Origin of the sequence: Aureimonas psammosilenae (assembly GCF_009176975.1) — a bacterium.
GTDB classification, from domain to species: domain Bacteria; phylum Pseudomonadota; class Alphaproteobacteria; order Rhizobiales; family Rhizobiaceae; genus Plantimonas; species Plantimonas psammosilenae.
In genome coordinates, this window is the sequence record NZ_WEZG01000005.1 from 309,852 (window position 1) to 327,158 (window position 17,307).

The window sequence follows — 17,307 nt, forward strand, 5'->3', positions numbered from 1 at the left end:
AGACCTCAGGACGGCGGCACGAGCCGCAGGAGACGCCCGTTCTCTCCATCGGTGAGGACCTGAATCGATCCGTCCGGCGCGACCCTGACGTCGCGTATGCGCTCGCCGAGTTCGGCGAGAAGCAATTCCTGACCGGTGATCCGGCCGGCCTTCCGGTGCACGACGCGCACCGCCCGCTCCACCAGCGCCGCCACCAGAAGCGAGCCGCGCCATTCGGGAAACATCGCCCCGTCATAGACCGCGAGCCCGGCGGGGGCGATGGAGGGCGTCCATTCCAGAAGCGGTGCCTCGAAGCCCGGCAACGAGGCGAAGGGCGTGACGCGCGCGAAACTGTAGTCGAGGCCGCCCGATACCAGCGGCCAGCCGTAGTTGCCGCCCGGCACGAGCAGGTTCACCTCGTCGCCCCCGCGCGGTCCGTGCTCGGCGATAAGAAGCGAGCCGTCGTCCGGGTCCAGCGCGATGCCTTGCACGTTGCGGTGCCCGAGCGTCAGGATTTCGGGCGCGGCATCGGGCCGGCCGAGGAGGGGGTTGTCGGCTGGGACCGACCCGTCGCGGTTCAGGCGCACGATCTTGCCCAGCGTGTTGGCGGGGTTCTGCGCATCCTCGCGCCGGTCGAACCCGTCGCCGAGCGACAGCGCCAGCGTGCCGTCGGGCAGAAAGGCGATGCGGCTGCCATGGTTGGAGCCGTCCGCCTTCGGTGTCGCCGTGAAGAGGACGCGAAGGTCCGCCAGCGTTTTGTCCTGAAGACGCGCGCTGACGAGCCGCACGTTGTTGGCCTCGGCGTTTCCGTGGAGAAAGGTCAGGAAGATCCGCCCGGTCTCGGCAAAGTCCGGGTCCACCGCGACGTCCATCAGCCCGCCCTGGCCCGCCGTGTAGATGGGCGGCAAACCTCCGACCGGCTCGGGATCGAGTGCGCCGTTCGCGTTCACGATGCGAAGGCGACCCGCCGCTTCCGTGAGAAGGCGACGCCCGTCCGGCAGGAAGGCGAGCGACCAAGGGCGCTGCAAGCCTTCGGTCTCGGTGACGACGCGGTAGCGGCTCGGATCGATCCGCTGCGGCTCGGCCGATGCCGCCGCCATCGGGCCAAGGAGGAGCCCGGCAGCAAGAAGCGCAACGAGCCGGCGAAACCGGCTGGCAGGCGGCTTCGCGTCGGTTTTCATGTTCATATCGGCCGTTCCGCTTCCATTTAGCTGCCCAAGATAGGCGCGAAACGAGTGACGGCGCTGGCGCACAAGGAATGGTGAATGATGATCCGCACGATCGGTCGCCTAGTGCTCGCATTTCTCGTCGCGGTGCTGGCCACCGCGATCCCGGCGAGCGTGCTTCAAACGCAGATCAACCTGTCGCAACTCGTCGCCCTGGGAGCCCCCGTCACGCCCGCGCTGCGAGCGCTGACGACGCTTCAGGATATCGTCTTCTTCGGGCCCGTGATGGCGGCGATCACGGTGGCCGCGTTCCTGCCCGCCTTTGCGGGGGCTTGGGCGGCGTCAGGCGCCCTTCCATCCGCCAGGGTCCCCATCCATGCGCTGGCGGGGGTGGTCGCCTTATGGGCGGCGTTCCGCCTCATGGGCTTCTTCACGCCGATGCCGACCTTGGTCGCGGCGGCGCGCGATCAGGCCGGCCTTCTGGCGCTTTCATCCACGGGGCTCATCGGCGGGGCGCTGTTCGCCTACGCGACGCGCGAGGTGCGTTTCAGGCAGCCGGTCTGATGCGCTGGCCTTCGCGGTCGAACAGCCGCGCGTCGGCCGGATCGAAGGCGAGGCGCAGCACCGTTCCGGGCGCGGGCGCCAAGCCCCGCGCGCCCTCCGTCACCAGAGAAAGACCCGGCGCGACCTCGCCATAAAGGTAGGTCGTCCCGCCGAGGAACTCGGTGAAATCCACCCGGAAGGGCAAGGCCGGCTCGCCGTCGCGCGCCGGGCGCAGGTGCTCGGGGCGGATGCCGAACTGCACCGCTGCGCCGTCCGGTGCGGACAGACCGGAAAGGGGCAGGGGCGTGCCGGCGATCTCCACCCCGCCCGCGATCACCCGCGCCGGCAGCACATTCATCTTCGGCGAGCCGATGAAGCCGGCGACGAACAGGTTGTCGGGGTCGTCGTAGAGAACGGCGGGCGTTCCGACCTGCTCGATCCGGCCCGCGCGCAGCACCACGATTTTGTCGGCGAGCGTCATCGCCTCCGTTTGGTCGTGGGTGACGTAGATCATCGTGTTGCCGAGCTTCTTGTGGAGCCGGGCGATCTCGATGCGCATCTCGACGCGAAGCTCGGCGTCGAGATTGGACAAGGGCTCGTCGAACAGGAACACGTCCGGGTCGCGCACGATGGCGCGGCCGATGGCGACGCGCTGGCGCTGGCCGCCCGAAAGCTGACCCGGCCGCCGGTCGAGAAGCGGCGTCAGATGCAGGATCTCGGCCGCCGCGCGCACCTTCTCCGCGACCTCCGCCGCCGGGCGATGCGCCATTCGGAGGCCGAAGCCCATGTTCTCGGCGACGCTCATATGCGGATAAAGCGCATAGGACTGGAACACCATGGCGATGCCGCGCCGGGAGGGATCGAGATCGGTGACGTCCCGTCCGCCGATGGTGATCTCGCCGTCGCTGACCTCCTCAAGACCGGCGATGAGGCGCAGAAGCGTGGACTTGCCGCAGCCGGACGGGCCGACGAAGACCACGAACTCGCCGCCCGCGATCGACAGGTCGATGCCGTGGAGGATGTCCACCGCGCCGAAGCTCTTGGTGACGCCGGAAAGCGCGAGGCCGGCGGCCTTGGCCGCCTTGGTGCCGACGGCGTTCATCGGAGAATGGGCGTTCATTGCGCCTCCTCCCGCCGCACCCAGACCAGCATCTCGCCCTCGGCCCGGTTGTCCCAGGCATAGTACGGCACGGCGCGGATGGTGGCCGCTTCGCGCGCCGGCTTCTCGGCCGCGTAGAGACCTTGTCCAGATAGCCTTTCCTTGAACCCCTCGGCCACGAGGCGCGGCGCGCCGCCGAGGCCATCGGCTTCCTCGTAGGCGAACCGGCTTTGCGAGGTGAGAACGAGAGAGTTCAGCCCGGCGCCGTTGTCGGTTTCCTCCAGGCAATAAACGAGCGGGCCGCGCTGAAGCGCGACGCGGCCCTGGTTCGCGCCGATGCGCGGATCGGCCCGGAGCATTTCCACAGGCATGTCGATGTCGAGTTCGACGCGGTCGCCTGGCTGCCAGATGCGGCGCAGCGTCAGGTAGCCGTTCCGCTCGTTGGCGCTAACATCGACGGGCGTGCCGTTGAGGCTCGCCGTCACGCTGCGCGCCCAGCCGGGCAGGCGCAGCGACAGGGTCCATTCGCGCTCAGTTTCCGGCTCCACCCGCACCGCGACGCGGCCGTCGAAGGGGTAGAGCGTTTCCTGCGAAACGCGGACCTTCGTGCCCGAGACCTCCAGATCCGCCTCGCTCTGGCAGAAGAGGTGGACGGCGATGCCGTCCTCGGATTCGCCATAGGCATAGGTGCCGACCGAGGCCACGAGCCGCGCGATGTTGGGCGGGCAGCAGGGGCAGCGGTGCCACGTCCAGCGGTGGTGGCCGCCGCGGCTTTCCAGCGGGTTGTCGTAGAAGAAGCGGGTGCCGTCGAGCGACAGGCCGACCAGCGCGCCGTTATAAAGCGCGCGCTCCATCACGTCGGCATAGCGGCGGTCGGGGCCGAGGCCCAGCATCCGGTTCGCCCAGAAAACGAGCGCAACGGCCGCGCAGGTTTCGGCATAGGCCGTTTCGTTCGGCAGGTCGTAGTCGAAGGTCAGCCCCTCGTTATGAGCGGACGGCCCGAAGCCGCCGGTGACGTAGAGGTTCTTGTCCGTCAGGTGCCCCCAAAGCGCTTCGAGCGCGGGCTTCAGCGTCTCGTCGCCGAACTCGGTCGAGATGTCGGCCATGCCGGAATAAAGATACGCGGCGCGCACCGCGTGGCCGACGACATGGCGTTGTTCGCGCACCGGCTCGTGGCTTTGCGTGTATTCGTGATTGGCGAAATGGTAGTCCTTCGGGTCGCGGCCCCGGCGCGCGGCCTCGATGTCGAAGTAATGCGGGTCCTGCCCCCGCTCGTTCACGAAGAAGCGGGCAAGGTCGAGATAACGCTGTTCGCCCGTCGCGCGGGCCAGCCGCACGAGCGCCAGTTCGATCTCGGGATGGCCGCAATAGCCGCGTTTCTGACCCTCGTTCGGCCCGAACACTTCGGCGATATGGTCGGCATAGCGTGCCATGATGTCGAGGAAGCGGCGCTTGCCGGTCGCGTGGTAATAAGCCACCGCGCCTTCCATCATGTGGCCGGCATCGTAGAGTTCGTGGCAATCGCGAAGGTTCGTCCAGCGCTTGCCGGGCTCGATGCGCTGATACCAGGAGTTGAGGTAGCCGTTCTCGTCCTGCAACCGTCCATAGGCCTCGATCACCTCGTCGACGCGCGCTTCCAGGGTGGGATCGGGCTTGGCGAAAAGGGCATAGGCCGCCGTTTCGATGCTTTTGCCGAAATCGGAATCCCAGAACATCTGGGTCGTCACCGTGTCGTTGCCGGTCTGGAAGGGGATCTTCAGACCCGGATTGGGCCGGTCCGGATCGACCTGATCCAGCATTCCGGCCGCGATGCAGCGGTCGAGCAGCGTATGGGCGGTGGTGTTGGCGACGGTGTCGATGCGCGGACCGAAGAAGCCCCCGACGCGCACCTGATGAACGGCGGGCGGGCGGAACTTGGCTTTCGGGCGGGCAGCGTCGCGGTTGAAGGAAGCGTGGCTGTTCATGGGAATGGTCGGTCCTTTGCGAAAGGCAAGGCTCACTTCACCGCGCCGGCCGTCAGGCCGCGGATGTAGAAGCGCTGGAGGGCGAGGAAGAGAAGAAGGCAGGGGATCATCATCACGGTGACGCCCGCCTGGACGGCGCCCCAGTCCACCGCGCCGTAGCGGCCCGAACGCACCGCCGTCATGAGAACGGGGAGGGTGAACTTCGACTGGTCGGTGAGAAACACGAGCGCGGCGAGGAACTCGTTCCAGGCGTTCAGAAAGGCGAAGAGCCCGACCGACACGATGCCCGGCAGAACGAGCGGCCCCATCACGAAGACGAGGAGGCGCAACCCCTTCACGCCGTCGATGCGCGCCGCTTCCTCGATTTCCTTCGGCACCGCATCGAACGCGTTGCGCATCATGAAGACCGAGAAGGGAAGCTGCAGGGTGACGTAGATCAGAACGAGGCCCGACAGGGTGTTCTGGAGACCCATCTTCGCGAGGATCAGGAAGAGCGGCGTCAGGATCGACTGGAAGGGGATCATGATCGTCGACAGAATCAGGACGAAAGCGAGCCCTTTCATCGGGAAGCGGTAGCGGGAGAAGCCGTAGCCCGCGAGCGTCGCGACAAGGATGGTGACGAGCGCCGTGCCGAGCGCGACGAAGAACGAGTTGCCGGCATAATGGAGGATGCCGTCGCCGAAATTCTCCAACCGGCCGTAGCTGGCAAGGCCCGCGCCCATCGTCGGCCATGGCGGGAGGGGCGGCATGCCCGCTTCCGCCGGTCCCCGGAAGGACGCCAGAACCACGAAGGCGATCGGCGCCAGAAACAGAAAGGCGACGAGAAGGGCGGTGGCGTGGAAAAGAACGGCGTGGAGCCGGCCCTTTCGACGGCGGCGCTGTCGCGGCGGGGACACGGTTGCGGAATGGTCGAGCGCAGCGACGCTCATCGGGCATCCTCCCGCTCGCGCAGGAGCCGAAGCTGGATCACGGACAGAACGAGAAGGATGGCGAGAAGCACCATCGACAAGGCCGCGCCGTAGCCGAGGCGGAACGAGACGAAGGACTGGTTGAAGATCCAGTAGACCGCCGTGATCGTGCGGTTCTGCGGCCCGCCCGCCAGGATGATGTAGAACTGGTCGAAGGCGAGCATCGAGCCCGACACGCAAAGGATGAGGGCCAGCGCGAAGGGCCGGCGCACCAGCGGCATCGTGATGTGGCGGAAACGCTGGAGCGAGGACGCCCCGTCGATGCGCGCGGCCTCCGAATAGTCCGGCGGAATGGCCTGCAGCCCGCTCATCAGGATCACCATGTAGAAGCCGGTCATCTTCCACACCACCATGGCGGTCACCGACCAGAAGGCCGGGTCGAAACTCGCCAGGATGTTGACGCGGCCCGTTGTCAGCCCGAGCCGTTCGGCCAGCGGCGAGAAGAGGCCGGAATCGACGTTGGAGGCCCAGGCCCAAAGAAGGCTCGCCGAGGCGAAGCCGATCACCACGGGCAGAAAGAAGGCGGTGCGGTAGAAGCCGGAAAGACGGCGGGGCCGCTCCACCAGAAGCGCCAGCGCCAGCCCCAGCCCCAGAAGCCCGACGGTCGCGGCGAGCGTGTAGCGCGCGGTGAAGAACAGCGCGTTCCAGAAGTTGCGGTCGTTCCACAAGGCCTTGTAGTTCGCCGTGCCGACCCAGCGCGGGACGCCCAGAAGCGGCCAGTTGTGGAACGACATCCAGGCCGTCATGCCGAGCGGCACGATAAAGAACACGAGCACCAGAAGGAGTGCCGGCGCGGCGTAGAGAAGACCTGCCCAATCGCGGCGGCGACGTCGGCGACGCTTCCGGCCCGTTGCCGCAAGGCTCGGGGCGATCGTGGACGGGTGGGCGAGCGACGACATGGCGGCGGCTCCCGGTCGAAACAAAGAAGGCGGAAAAGGGCGGGGCGGGCGCGCCCCGCCGCGTTTCGAGCGCTGGCGGCCCGTCAGGGCGCGGTATCGATGATCGTCTGCATGGCCGACTGGGCTTCCTCGACGGCTGGGCCGATATCCTCCGGCGAGCCGAAGAAGGCGCGGTTCAGCATGGTGATCCAGGGGCCGTTCGCCGAGTTGATCAGATCGTTGAAGGCCGGCGTATAGGGTGTTTTGCCCTTGGCCATGGCGTCGACGGCGATGAGGTAGCGATCGTCGAGACCGGCCAGCGCCTGTTTGGCGACATCGGCGCGAACCGGCAGCGAGCCGTTCTTGGCAAGCAGCGTCTGCCCTTCCGGCGAATAGGCATATTCGAGGAACGCCTTGATCGCCGCCGACTTCTCAGTCCCCTTCGAGACCACGAAGTTGTCGCCGCCGGCGAAGGACGACTGGCCGCCGTCCTTGCCCGGCAGATAGGTGACGCCGTATTCGAGATCGGGATATTGCGCGTTCAAGGCGCCGATGGCGAAGGACCCGGAAGGCGAGATGCCGATATTGCCGGTGGCGAAGGCGGCGAAGAAGTTGGCGCCCGTGTCGGTCTGCGACCCCGCCGGCACCAGCCCTTCCTTCACCATGCCCTGGTAGAAGGCGATGGCGTCGCGCATCTGGGGCGTGTCGAGGGTCGCCTTCTTGCCTTCGTCAGTGAAGATGTCGCCGCCCGACGCCCAGATCAGCGGCGTGAAGGTGAAGATGTTGCAGCCGCCGCAATTGCCGGAAAAGTAGAAGCCCTTCTTCTCGCCCCCGAGCGCGCTGATCTTCTTGGCGTCCTCGTGGATCTCGTCCCAGGTCGTCGGCCCCTTGTCGGGATCGAGACCTGCCTCGCGGAAGAGCTTCTTGTTCCAGACGAGAACGGAGGCGTCGGCCGAGAAGGGCAGGCCGTAGATGCGGTCGCCATAGGTGCCCGTCGCCACGTGCGGCTTGGACAACTGGTCGAAATAGGGCAGCGATTTCGCCAGATCGGTGATGTCCTCAAGCTGCCCGGCCGAGGCGAAGGCCGGCGTGAAGATGAGGTCGAGCGACAGGGCGTCCGGCGCGGTGCCGCCGGCGGCGGCGACCGCATATTTCTGCACCAGTTCGTTGACCGGCACGATCTGCAGCTCGGCCTTGTGCTCGGCCTGGCTCTTGTTGAAGGCCTCCACGATCTTGGGCATGAAGGTCGAGCCGTCCGAGCGCACCCAGAGCGAGAAGGTTTCGGCGCCGGCGGAGGCCGGACCTGCGAGGGCGGCGGCAAGCCCGCCGAGCCCGATGAGCCAGTTCTTCATGGACAGATTCCTCCCGTTTGAAGGGCCACCGCTCGCGGCGAAGGCCGGTCGATGCTTCATGCACTGCAGCGTCCCGCCCGTTCCCTCCCGGCGGGGCGCAGCTTTATTGCGTTTCAGACGCCCCGCAGGAGCGCCTGACGACGAGCCGGCATGGCAGCCGCCGCAGGCCCGGCGCCACCGGCTTGCCGTCGATGAGGTCGAGAAGGGTCAGCCCGGCTTCGCGCCCGAGGCCCTTCAGTTCCATGTCGAGCGTGGTCAAAGGCGGCCGCGTGGCCTGCGCGAAGATTTCCCAATTGTCGAAGCCGACCACCGCGACATCGTCCGGCACGCGGATGCCACCCGCCGTCAAAGCGTCGATCAGCCCGCGCGCGATCTGGTCGTTGCCGCAGAACACCGCGTCGGGCCGGTTTTCGGCATCGGTGAAAAGGCGGCTTGCGGTGTCGAAGCCGAAGCCTTCCGACCATTGGCCGGCCAGCGCCTCGTTCGGCGGCGCGAGGCCGTTCTCTTCCAGCGCGCGGCGCCAGCCTGCCTCGCGCAGCGACACGGCCGCGAAATCGCGCGGGCCGGTGACATGGGCGATGCGCCTGCGCCCGAGACGGGCGAGATGGGTCACGGCCTCGAAGGCGGCCCCCTCGTCGTCCGGCACGAAGCCGAAGCCGCCGGGCGGGCAGGCGGCGTTCACATGGACCACCGGCATGCCGAGCGGCGGCAGTTCGATCGGCAGCGCGCGGTCGACGCGCTTGCCCGCCACCACGAGCCCGTCGACCCGCTTGTCCTCCATGGCTTCCAGATTGAGCTTGGCGCGCGCCGGATCGTCCTCGATGGCGCACAGAAACACCGACACGCCGCGATCGGCCATGGCCGCCGAGAGGCCGGCGGCGATCGGCAGGGTGAAGCGGCCATAGGTGTCGTTGGTGAGAAGCCCGAGCGTGAAGGAGCGCTGCGAGATCAGGGCCCGCGCCATGGCGTTCGGGCGAAAACCGAGCCGGCGCGCGGCGTCCTGAACGCGCTGGCGCGTTTCGGGCATCATCCGCCCCCGTTCGTTCAGCGCCTTGGACGCCGTCGCCACCGAAACGCCGGCAGCCTCGGCCACGTGCCGAATGGTGACGCGCGTCCTTTCATCGGCGGTCTCGAGGAGGGAAGCGTCTACCAAGGCCGAACCGTCCATTCATTCCCGCAGCGAACTGGCGACTTTGAAAAATCGTTTTCTCAGCATGAGAAAAGGTTTTCTCCGTTTGAGCGGCGATGTCAAGCGCCTTTCGTTGGACGGGAAACGAGGGAGTGAAGTCTCAGCTTCGGCTTGGGGCATCGCCAAGGGCGCCGTTCGTCGCGAACGCGCGTCGTTTCGTTGGTCTGGTCGCTGGAAAGTCGCGCGAAGGGCAAGCAGGATCGATCGCCCCGACGATGATGGCGACGATCTGTTTTCAGCGGTGTCGAAGCCCGCGGGCCAGTTTGGCGATGGCTCGACCGCGGTCGCGATCGAGCCGGTGGCCATCGAAAGGGCGAACCGCCGCGCTGGCGAAAGGTCAGCCTTGTTTGGTGCCGGCTCGCTGCGAAACGCTTTACGCCGCCTGCCGGCGATGACTGGCGGCAGGCCTGTTCAATGTCCGTCGTGGCGGCGCAGGAACGTCTCGACGCGGGCGAGGCATGCCTCCTTCTCCTCCACATGCGGCATGTGGCTGGACTCGGGGAAGACCTCGGATTCCACGGTTGGAATGCGGTCGATGAAGGGCTGCACGCATTCGGGCGTCGCCTCGTCGTAAGCGCCTCGGAACACAAGCGTCGGCGCTTCGATCTGGTGGAGCCGATCGATCACGGTCCAGTTGCGCATGGTGCCGACGACATGGAACTCGTTCGGACCGTTCATCGTGTGATAGACCGTCGGATCGCTTTCCACCGCGAGGAACGTGCGCGCCACCTCGTCGGGCCACGGCGTGACGCGGCAGACATGGCGGTCGTAGAAGACGCGGCTTGCGGTCAGATATTCCGGGTCCTCAGTGGTGCCGGCCGCTTCGTGCCGGTCGAGCGCTTCCTGCACCTCCGCCGGCAGTTCGGCCCGCAGCTTCGCCGCGCCTGCGACCCACAGATCCATGGAGGCCAGCGAATTGGCGAGGATCAGCGCCTTCAATCCGGGCGGGCGTCGCACCGCGTGCTCGGACCCCAGCATCCCGCCCCAGGATTGGCCGAGAAGGGCGTATCGGTTTCGAATGCCGAGATGGTCGAGGAGATTGTCGAGTTCGCCGAGAAAGAAGTCCACCGTCCAGAAGTCGCCGCCCTTGTCCGGCAGGTGGGTCGAGCGACCGTTGCCGATCTGGTCGTAATGGATCACGGCGCGCCCGTTCGCGCTGAGGTCCTTGAAGCTGTCGACGTAATCATGGGTGCAGCCGGGTCCGCCATGGGCGATCACCAGCGGCAGGGGCTCGGCTCGAAGGTCGCCCGTCACGCGATACCAGGTCTTGTAGGGTCCGTGATCGGCAAAGCCTTCGACGACATCGGCTGTATTGGACATGAAGCCTTCCCCCCTTTTGAAGCGGGCCGATTCTACGCCGCCCGCCGCGCGATCCGACACCTATCGAAAAGAAGAGGGTCCAAGGGTTGAATGCCACGTAAGTTGCCACTGAAATGAGCGCGCACAATTGACGGGCAGGCGGTCAGGGTGCCACCATCCGGACCCATGTCGATCCTGTCCGACCTATCCGATCGCCTTTCGCCCGGAATGGCATTCGATCCGGCGCTCGACGCCGCCCTCGATCTTGTCGAGCATGCCGGCTTCACATCGGTGATCTACGACTACACCCCCGTTCCCCGCAGCCATGACGGGGTGCTCATCACGCCCAACATTCTGGAAGCCAGACGGGTGCCGGACGACATGATGCGGTTGTGGCGGGACGGCTTCTATCAGCTCGATCCGGTGCAGGACGCCGCCTTGTCTTCGACCGCGCCTTTCGTCTGGTCGGCCTTCGGGCGGCAAAGCCGCATCATGGAAAAGGTCCTGTGCGAACGCCACGGGCCGGTTCTCGGTTATATGCGCGACATGCGCTTTTCCTGCGGGGTGACGGTGCCGATCCATCATCCGGGCGGCGATCTCGCGACATTCACGGCGATCTGCGTCGACGCCGAGCGCGACTTCGGGGATGTGGCGGTGCGCCTCGCTCCGGCCATCGGACTTCTGGGGCAGACCTTCCACGAGATCGCGCAGGCCGGCTTCTCGCCGGAAACGCGGCGCTCGCGCGCCATGCGGTTGTCGCCCCGCGAGGTGCAATGCCTCAGCCTTTGCGCCGAAGGGTTGACGGCCAAGGAGATCGCCCGGCGGCTGGATCGCTCCGTGCCGACGGTGACGCTGCATCTCAACAGCGCCGGGCGCAAGCTCGGTGCGCGCAACCGGTTCCAGGCCGTGGCTCGTGCCGCTCATTACCGGCTCCTCGACGCGGCCTCTTGAGCCGTCCGACCCTATGAGTTTTGATAGCTGGCGCGCGGCCGCTTCACGTTCCACGCTGCGATCAGCTTCGACGCCCGCCACCCGATGACGGGTCCCCAAAGGAAGGAGACCGGCCATGCCGCGCCTGAGACTTCGTGTTCTTGCCGCCATGATTGCGGGCGGGGTGGTCGCGGTGGCCTCCGCGCCTTCGCCGACGCTCGCCCAGGAGAAGGGCGGCTCGCTCCGCCTTCTCGCCCGCGCCGCCGCCGGCACGATCGACCCCCACATCAATTACACGCTGCAGCAATGGCAGATCTTCTACATCGCCTATGACGGGCTCGTGACCTTCCGCAAGGCGGGCGACGAAACGGGCTTCGAAGTCGTCGCGGATCTGGCCGAGGCGTTGCCGACCCCTGAGAACGACGGCAAGACCTATACGTTCAAGCTGCGGCCCGGCATCAAGTTCTCGAACGGCCAGGACCTGACCACCGACGATGTCGTCGCGTCCTTCCAACGCATCTTCAAGGTGTCGGGGCCGACCGCCGGCACCTTCTACAACGGCATCGTCGGCGCCGATAAGTGCCTGTCCACCCCGGCCGACTGCACGCTGGAAGGCGGCGTCGTCGCCGACAAGGCGGCCGGCACCGTCACGATCAACCTGACGGCCCCGGACGGCGAGTTCCTTCAGAAGCTCGCCGTGCCCCATGCCTATATCGTCCCGGCCGGAACGGCGACGAGCGACCAGGGCACGACGCCGATCCCCGGCACCGGCCCCTATGTCATCCAGTCCTACGATCCGAACGCGTCGCTGAAGCTTTCGCGCAATCCGAACTTCACTGAATGGAGCACTGAGGCGCAGCCGGAGGGTCTGGTGGACGACATCTCCTACGATTTCGGCCTGACGGAGGAAGCGGCGGTCACCGCGATCCAGAACGGCGACGCCGACTGGATGTTCGATCCGCCCCCGCCCGATCGTCTGGCCGAGATCGGCACGCAATATGCCAACCAGGTTTCGCTGCACCCGCTGTCGGCCATGTGGTACGCGCCGATGAACACTAACGTCGCGCCCTTCGACAACGTGAAGGCGCGTCAGGCGGTGAACTTCGCGATCGATCGCAACGCCCTCGTGAAGCTGTTCGGGGGCGCGAACCTCGCCCAGCCGGCCTGCCAGATCCTGCCGCCCGGCTTCCCCGGCTACACGCCCTATTGCCCCTACACGGCCAATCCCGGCACCGCGTGGTCGGCGCCCGACATGGAGAAGGCTAAGGCGCTCGTCACCGAGAGCGGCACGGCCGGCCAGGAAGTGAAGATCATCGCCGAGGACACGGTCGTGTCCCGCGCCATCGGCGTCTACCTTCAGGACGTCCTCAACGAGCTCGGCTACAAGGCGAGCGTCCAGCCGATCTCCCAGAACCTGCAGTTCACCTACATCCAGAACACCAACAACAAGGTGCAGATGTCGATCTCGCAGTGGTTCCAGGACTATCCCTCACCCTCGAACTTCCTGAACGTCCTGTTCTCCTGCGCGTCCTTCCATCCGGGGTCGGATGCATCGGTCAACATCGCCGGCTTCTGCGACGAGAAGGTGGAAGCCAAGATGAAGGAAGCCTTCGCCGCCGGCGTTACCAACCCGAAGGCAGCCCTGCCGATCTGGACCGAGGTCGACAAACTGGTGACCGACGCCGCACCCGCCGCCGTTCTGTTCACCCCGAAGCGCGTCGATTTCGTGTCGTCGCGGGTGCAGAACTTCACCTTCAGCCCGCAATTCTACGCGATCTTCTCCAAGCTCGCGGTTCAGTAAGCCATCCGATGGGAGGCGCGACCCTTTCGGGCCGCGCCCTTCCGCCTCCTGTTTCCCGGCGTGCCGTGACCGATCGCATTCTCGAACAGCCCGCATCCGTCGCCAAAGCCTCGCAGGCGCCCGCGACCCCTGCCTCGCCCGGTCCCTGGGCCATCGCCTGGCGACGCTTGAAGCGCGATCGCGCCGCGATGATCGCGCTTCTCGTTCTTCTGGTGGTGGCGCTTTCCTGTCTTTGCGCGCCGCTCTACGCTTCGCACGTTTCCGGCACCAACCCGTTCGCCACCAATCTCAACGGCCAGATCACTCTGGACGGGAAGGTCCTGTCCGTTCTCGAGCCCTCCACCACCGGCCTCGGGCTCGGGGTGACGCCGATCGGGCCGACGGGGCGCTGGGGCCCTTACATCCTCGGGGCCGACAACCAGGGCAGGGATGTGGCCGCGCGGATGCTCTATGGCGGGCGGAACTCGCTTCTGATCGCGGGTTCGGCGACGATCCTGACCCTTACGCTGGCCGTCGCGGTCGGCCTCGCCTGCGGCTTCTTCGGCGGGGTCGTGGATGGTGTCCTCAACCGCATCCTCGACGTCCTCTGGGCCTTTCCGATCTATCTCCTCGCGATTTCGCTTTCGATCGTCCTCATCGCGCAAGGGATCACGATCGGGCCGATCGAAGTCAGGGCCGGCAGTCTCTGGCTTCCCATAGCGATCATCGGCATCGTTTATGTTCCCTATGTCGCGCGTCCGATCCGGGGGCAGACCCTGTCCCTCATGCGCTCGGAGTTCATCGCCGCCGCCACCGCGCTCGGCGTGCCGCCCTGGCGCGTCTTCTTCAAGGATCTTCTGCCGAACGTCGTGCCACGCGTGATCGTCATGGTGCCGATCCTTCTCGCCCTCAACATGATCACCGAATCCTCCTTGTCCTTTCTGTCGATCGGCGTGCAGCCGCCGGACGCCTCCTGGGGCACGATCATTCAGGACGGGCAGGGGCTTCTCTACTCGCGGCCCGTGGTGGCCCTGGCGCCCGGCCTTGCCATCGCGCTGACGGTTCTGGCGCTGAACATCCTCGGCGACGGGGTGCGCGACGCCTTCGATCCGCGCGCCAAGGTGAGGATCGCCTGATGCTGCTGGCGATCCTGTCCCGCCTCGGCCGGCTCGTTTTCGTGATGTTCGGCATCAGCGTGATCGTGTTCCTGATCTTCTTCGCGACGCCCGGCGCGGACCCGGCGGCGCGCATCGCCGGGCGCAACGCCTCGCCCCAGACGCTCGCCCAGGTGCGCCAGAGTTTCGGGCTCGATCAGCCTTTGCCGGTGCAATACGGGCTGATGATGAAGCGCCTTTTCATCACGCAGGACCTCACCTCCTTCGTGAACCGGGGGCAGAAGGTCGTGCCGGCCGTCACCAAGGCCATTCCCGTCACGCTGTCCCTCGTTCTTGGGGCCGCGGTTCTCTGGGTTCTCGGCGGCCTCATCGTCGGCGTCGCGGCGGCTGCCGCGCGCGGCTCGCTCGCCGATAAGGCGCTGATGGCGATCAGCCTCGTCGGGGTATCCATGCCGGTCTTTTGGGTCGGCGAGGTGATGAACCTCCTGTCCCAAAGCCGGCTTCACCACACGTTCCTGTTTTCCTGGGTGCCGCCGCTCGGCTACAAGCCGCTCCTCACCGACCCGGTCGGCTGGTTCAAGGCGCTTCTCATTCCGTGGGTGACGCTGGCCATCCTTTATATCGGCCTCTACGGCCGCATCCTTCGCGCCGACCTCATCGAGACCATGCAGGAGGACTTCGTGCGCACGGCGCGCGCCAAGGGCCTGTCGGAAGGCCGCATCCTTCTGCGCCACGGCGTGCGATCATCGCTGGTGGCCTTCGTGACGATGTTCGGCCTCGATTTCGGCGCGCTGATCGGCGGCGGTGCGCTTTTGACGGAAGTGGTCTTCGGCCTTCGCGGCGTCGGCAAGATGACCTACGACGCGCTTCAAACGCTGGACCTGCCCGTGATCCTCGCGACCGTTCTTTACGCCTCCTTCTTCGTGGTGGTGGCGAATGCGCTGGTGGATGCCCTTTACGCCGTGATCGATCCGAGGGTCCGCGATGCCCGCTGAGCCGCTGCTCGTGATCCGCGACTTGAAGGTCGCCTTCCGCACCGAACGAGGCACGGTTCGCGCGGTGGACGGGGTGTCTTTCGATGTCGAGCACGGAGAAGTGCTGGGCCTCGTCGGCGAATCCGGCTCCGGCAAGACGCAAACGCTTCTGTCGATCCTCGGCCTCATTCTCGATCCGAATGCCGAACTTTCCGGCTCCGTGCGGCTCGGCGGCGAGGAACTGGTGGGCATGTCGCCCCGGCGTCTTCGCCGCATCCGCGGCGCCGGGGCCTCGATGATCTTCCAGGACCCGATGACGGCCCTGACGCCCGTTAACACCGTTGGCGCGCAGATCGTGGAACAGATCCGCGCCCATTCCAGCCTGTCGGCGAAAACCGCGCGCGAGAAGGCTTTGCGGCTTCTCGCCGAGGTCGGCATTCCCGATCCGGTCGGTGTCTTTCCGCGTTTCCCGCATCAATTGTCGGGCGGAATGCGCCAGCGCGTCGTGATCGCCATGGCTGTCTCCTGCGAGCCGAGCCTGATCGTGGCGGACGAGCCGACAACGGCGCTCGACGTGACGGTGCAGGCGCAGATCCTCGCCCTTCTCGACCGCCTGCGCCGCGACCACGGCACGGGCATCGTCTTCGTCACGCACGATCTCGGCGTCGTGTCGGAGATCGCCGACAAGGTGGCGGTGATGTATGCTGGGCGGATCGTGGAAAGCGGACCGGTCGGCGACCTTTTCGCTGCCCCCCGCCATCCCTACACGCACGGTCTCTTCAACTCGATCCCGCCGCTGCGGGGTCCGCGCCCGCCGCGCTTGACCGGCATTCCGGGCCTTCCACCCTCGAACGGCGCGCCGGTGGAGGGCTGCGCCTTCGCGCCCCGCTGCGTCTACGCATTTGCCCCCTGTTCCACCCGCCCGCCGCTTGTTCCTGAAGGCGCGCAGAGCGTCGCCTGCTTTCTGCCGGATGCCGCCAAAGAGCGCTTCCGGCGCGAAGGGGAGATCGCTGCATGAGCGCCGCCGACAATCCATCGGCTCCGGTCCCGCCCCGCCCGCTTCTGCGCGCGAGCGGCATCACCAAGCGCTACACGATCGGCAATTCCCTTTTCGCCGCGCGCCGTCGCATTCTCACCGCCGTCGACAACGTGTCCTTCGATGTGATGCCCGGCGAAACGCTCGGCCTCGTCGGGGAATCGGGCTGCGGAAAGTCGACGCTCGGCCGCTGTTTGACGCGCCTCCACAATCTTTCGGACGGGCGGCTGGAATTCGACGGCCGCGATATCGGCGACCTGTCCCTCTCGCGCCTTCGCCCGCTGCGCGCCGGGTTGCAGATGGTGTTCCAGGACCCCTACGCCTCGCTCAATCCGCGCCGCCGCATCGGCGATCTCCTCGCCGAGCCGCTGCGGGTTCATGCTCTCGCCAAGAGTTCCGAGATCGAAACCCACGTCGGCGAGCTCCTCGAAAGCGTCGAACTGCCCGCCGATTTTGCGCGCCGCTACCCGCACGAACTCTCGGGCGGCCAGCGCCAGCGCATCGGCATCGCGCGGGCTCTGGCGTTGAAGCCGAAGCTCATCGTTGCGGACGAGCCCGTTTCCGCCTTGGACGTTTCGGTCCAGGCGCAGATCGTGAACCTCTTCTGCGACCTCAGGGACCGCTTCAACCTCACCTATGTCTTCATCGCCCATGATCTGGCCGTGGTGCGCCAGATCTCGACCCGCGTCGCGGTGATGGTTCTCGGCAGCATCGTGGAGCTCGGCGAGGTCGATGAGATCTTCGAGAACCCGCGCCATCCCTATACGGCGATGCTTCTGGAAGCGATTCCCGAGCCTCACGCGCGCGGACGCAAGACGCGCGACCGTCGCGCCACCGTCGCCCGCGAACTGCCGAGCCCGGCGAAGCCGCCATCGGGATGCCGCTTCGAGCCCCGTTGCCCGAAGGCGCAGGACCTTTGCCGAACGACGCGACCGCTCCTCGAGGCCAAGGGCGCAAATACGTTGGCGGCCTGTCATTTTCCGTCCTGACGCCGGCGGTTTGAGAAGGCAACCCGAACTCCTGCTAGTGCTGGAA

15 protein-coding genes are annotated in these 17,307 nt (G+C 66.6%); 7 read left to right on the plus strand and 8 right to left on the minus strand.

Going from position 1 to position 17,307, the window contains the following annotated elements; translation table 11 throughout:
* Positions 1 to 5: 5 nt before the first annotated feature.
* A complete protein-coding gene (locus tag F9929_RS12060) occupies positions 6 to 1,166 on the minus strand; it encodes a PQQ-dependent sugar dehydrogenase (RefSeq protein ID WP_235919222.1) in 1,161 nt (386 codons plus the stop codon).
* A gap of 81 nt (positions 1,167 to 1,247) precedes the next feature.
* Between F9929_RS12060 and F9929_RS12065 the strand changes: the two genes are divergently transcribed.
* Positions 1,248 to 1,709: a hypothetical protein gene (locus F9929_RS12065; protein ID WP_210251334.1), complete on the plus strand. Its 462-nt coding sequence runs from the start codon at positions 1,248 to 1,250 to the stop codon at positions 1,707 to 1,709.
* Here F9929_RS12065 and F9929_RS12070 read toward each other — a convergent pair.
* The 7 genes from F9929_RS12070 to F9929_RS12100 all read right to left on the minus strand — a co-directional run bounded on the left by F9929_RS12070 (position 1,693) and on the right by F9929_RS12100 (position 10,458).
* Positions 1,693 to 2,808, minus strand: a complete 1,116-nt coding sequence (locus tag F9929_RS12070; protein WP_407922224.1) for an ABC transporter ATP-binding protein — start codon at positions 2,806 to 2,808, stop codon at positions 1,693 to 1,695. The two genes, F9929_RS12065 and F9929_RS12070, sit on opposite strands and share 17 nt — an antisense overlap.
* Positions 2,805 to 4,751 (minus strand): glycoside hydrolase family 127 protein, encoded by a 1,947-nt coding sequence (locus tag F9929_RS12075; RefSeq protein WP_193227720.1) that lies wholly within the window; start codon positions 4,749 to 4,751, stop codon positions 2,805 to 2,807. Before F9929_RS12075 ends, F9929_RS12070 begins: the two co-directional genes overlap by 4 nt.
* A 32-nt stretch (positions 4,752 to 4,783) precedes the next feature.
* The gene (locus F9929_RS12080; protein WP_407922226.1) at positions 4,784 to 5,647 is read right to left on the minus strand and encodes a carbohydrate ABC transporter permease; all 864 of its coding nucleotides are present in this window, start codon (positions 5,645 to 5,647) and stop codon (positions 4,784 to 4,786) included.
* A gap of 29 nt (positions 5,648 to 5,676) precedes the next feature.
* Positions 5,677 to 6,618, minus strand: a complete 942-nt coding sequence (locus tag F9929_RS12085) for a carbohydrate ABC transporter permease (protein ID WP_152046815.1) — start codon at positions 6,616 to 6,618, stop codon at positions 5,677 to 5,679.
* Positions 6,619 to 6,701: 83 nt separating this feature from the next.
* Complete coding sequence (locus F9929_RS12090) at positions 6,702 to 7,949, minus strand: ABC transporter substrate-binding protein (protein ID WP_152046816.1); 1,248 nt, start codon at positions 7,947 to 7,949, stop codon at positions 6,702 to 6,704.
* 103 nt (positions 7,950 to 8,052) lie between these two features.
* Positions 8,053 to 9,102 (minus strand): LacI family DNA-binding transcriptional regulator, encoded by a 1,050-nt coding sequence (locus tag F9929_RS12095; RefSeq protein ID WP_407922225.1) that lies wholly within the window; start codon positions 9,100 to 9,102, stop codon positions 8,053 to 8,055.
* 447 nt (positions 9,103 to 9,549) lie between these two features.
* The gene (locus tag F9929_RS12100) at positions 9,550 to 10,458 is read right to left on the minus strand and encodes a proline iminopeptidase-family hydrolase (protein ID WP_152046818.1); all 909 of its coding nucleotides are present in this window, start codon (positions 10,456 to 10,458) and stop codon (positions 9,550 to 9,552) included.
* Positions 10,459 to 10,665: 207 nt separating this feature from the next.
* Between F9929_RS12100 and F9929_RS12105 the strand changes: the two genes are divergently transcribed.
* The 6 genes from F9929_RS12105 (at position 10,666) to F9929_RS12130 (ending at position 17,261) form a co-directional block, all read left to right on the plus strand.
* Positions 10,666 to 11,388 carry a helix-turn-helix transcriptional regulator gene (locus F9929_RS12105; RefSeq protein WP_235919223.1) on the plus strand — a complete coding sequence of 241 codons (723 nt, stop codon included), beginning with the start codon at positions 10,666 to 10,668 and terminating at the stop codon, positions 11,386 to 11,388.
* A gap of 115 nt (positions 11,389 to 11,503) precedes the next feature.
* Positions 11,504 to 13,168, plus strand: a complete 1,665-nt coding sequence (locus F9929_RS12110; RefSeq protein WP_152046820.1) for an ABC transporter substrate-binding protein — start codon at positions 11,504 to 11,506, stop codon at positions 13,166 to 13,168.
* Positions 13,169 to 13,233: 65 nt separating this feature from the next.
* Positions 13,234 to 14,283, plus strand: coding sequence for an ABC transporter permease (locus F9929_RS12115; protein ID WP_235919225.1), 1,050 nt, complete (start codon positions 13,234 to 13,236; stop codon positions 14,281 to 14,283).
* Entirely contained in the window at positions 14,283 to 15,257 is a 975-nt protein-coding gene (locus tag F9929_RS12120) for an ABC transporter permease (protein ID WP_152046822.1), read from the plus strand. Before F9929_RS12115 ends, F9929_RS12120 begins: the two co-directional genes overlap by 1 nt.
* Complete coding sequence (locus F9929_RS12125; RefSeq protein ID WP_152046823.1) at positions 15,247 to 16,254, plus strand: ABC transporter ATP-binding protein; 1,008 nt, start codon at positions 15,247 to 15,249, stop codon at positions 16,252 to 16,254. Before F9929_RS12120 ends, F9929_RS12125 begins: the two co-directional genes overlap by 11 nt.
* Positions 16,251 to 17,261 (plus strand): ABC transporter ATP-binding protein, encoded by a 1,011-nt coding sequence (locus F9929_RS12130; protein ID WP_152046824.1) that lies wholly within the window; start codon positions 16,251 to 16,253, stop codon positions 17,259 to 17,261. Before F9929_RS12125 ends, F9929_RS12130 begins: the two co-directional genes overlap by 4 nt.
* The last annotated feature ends 46 nt before the right edge of the window (positions 17,262 to 17,307 follow it).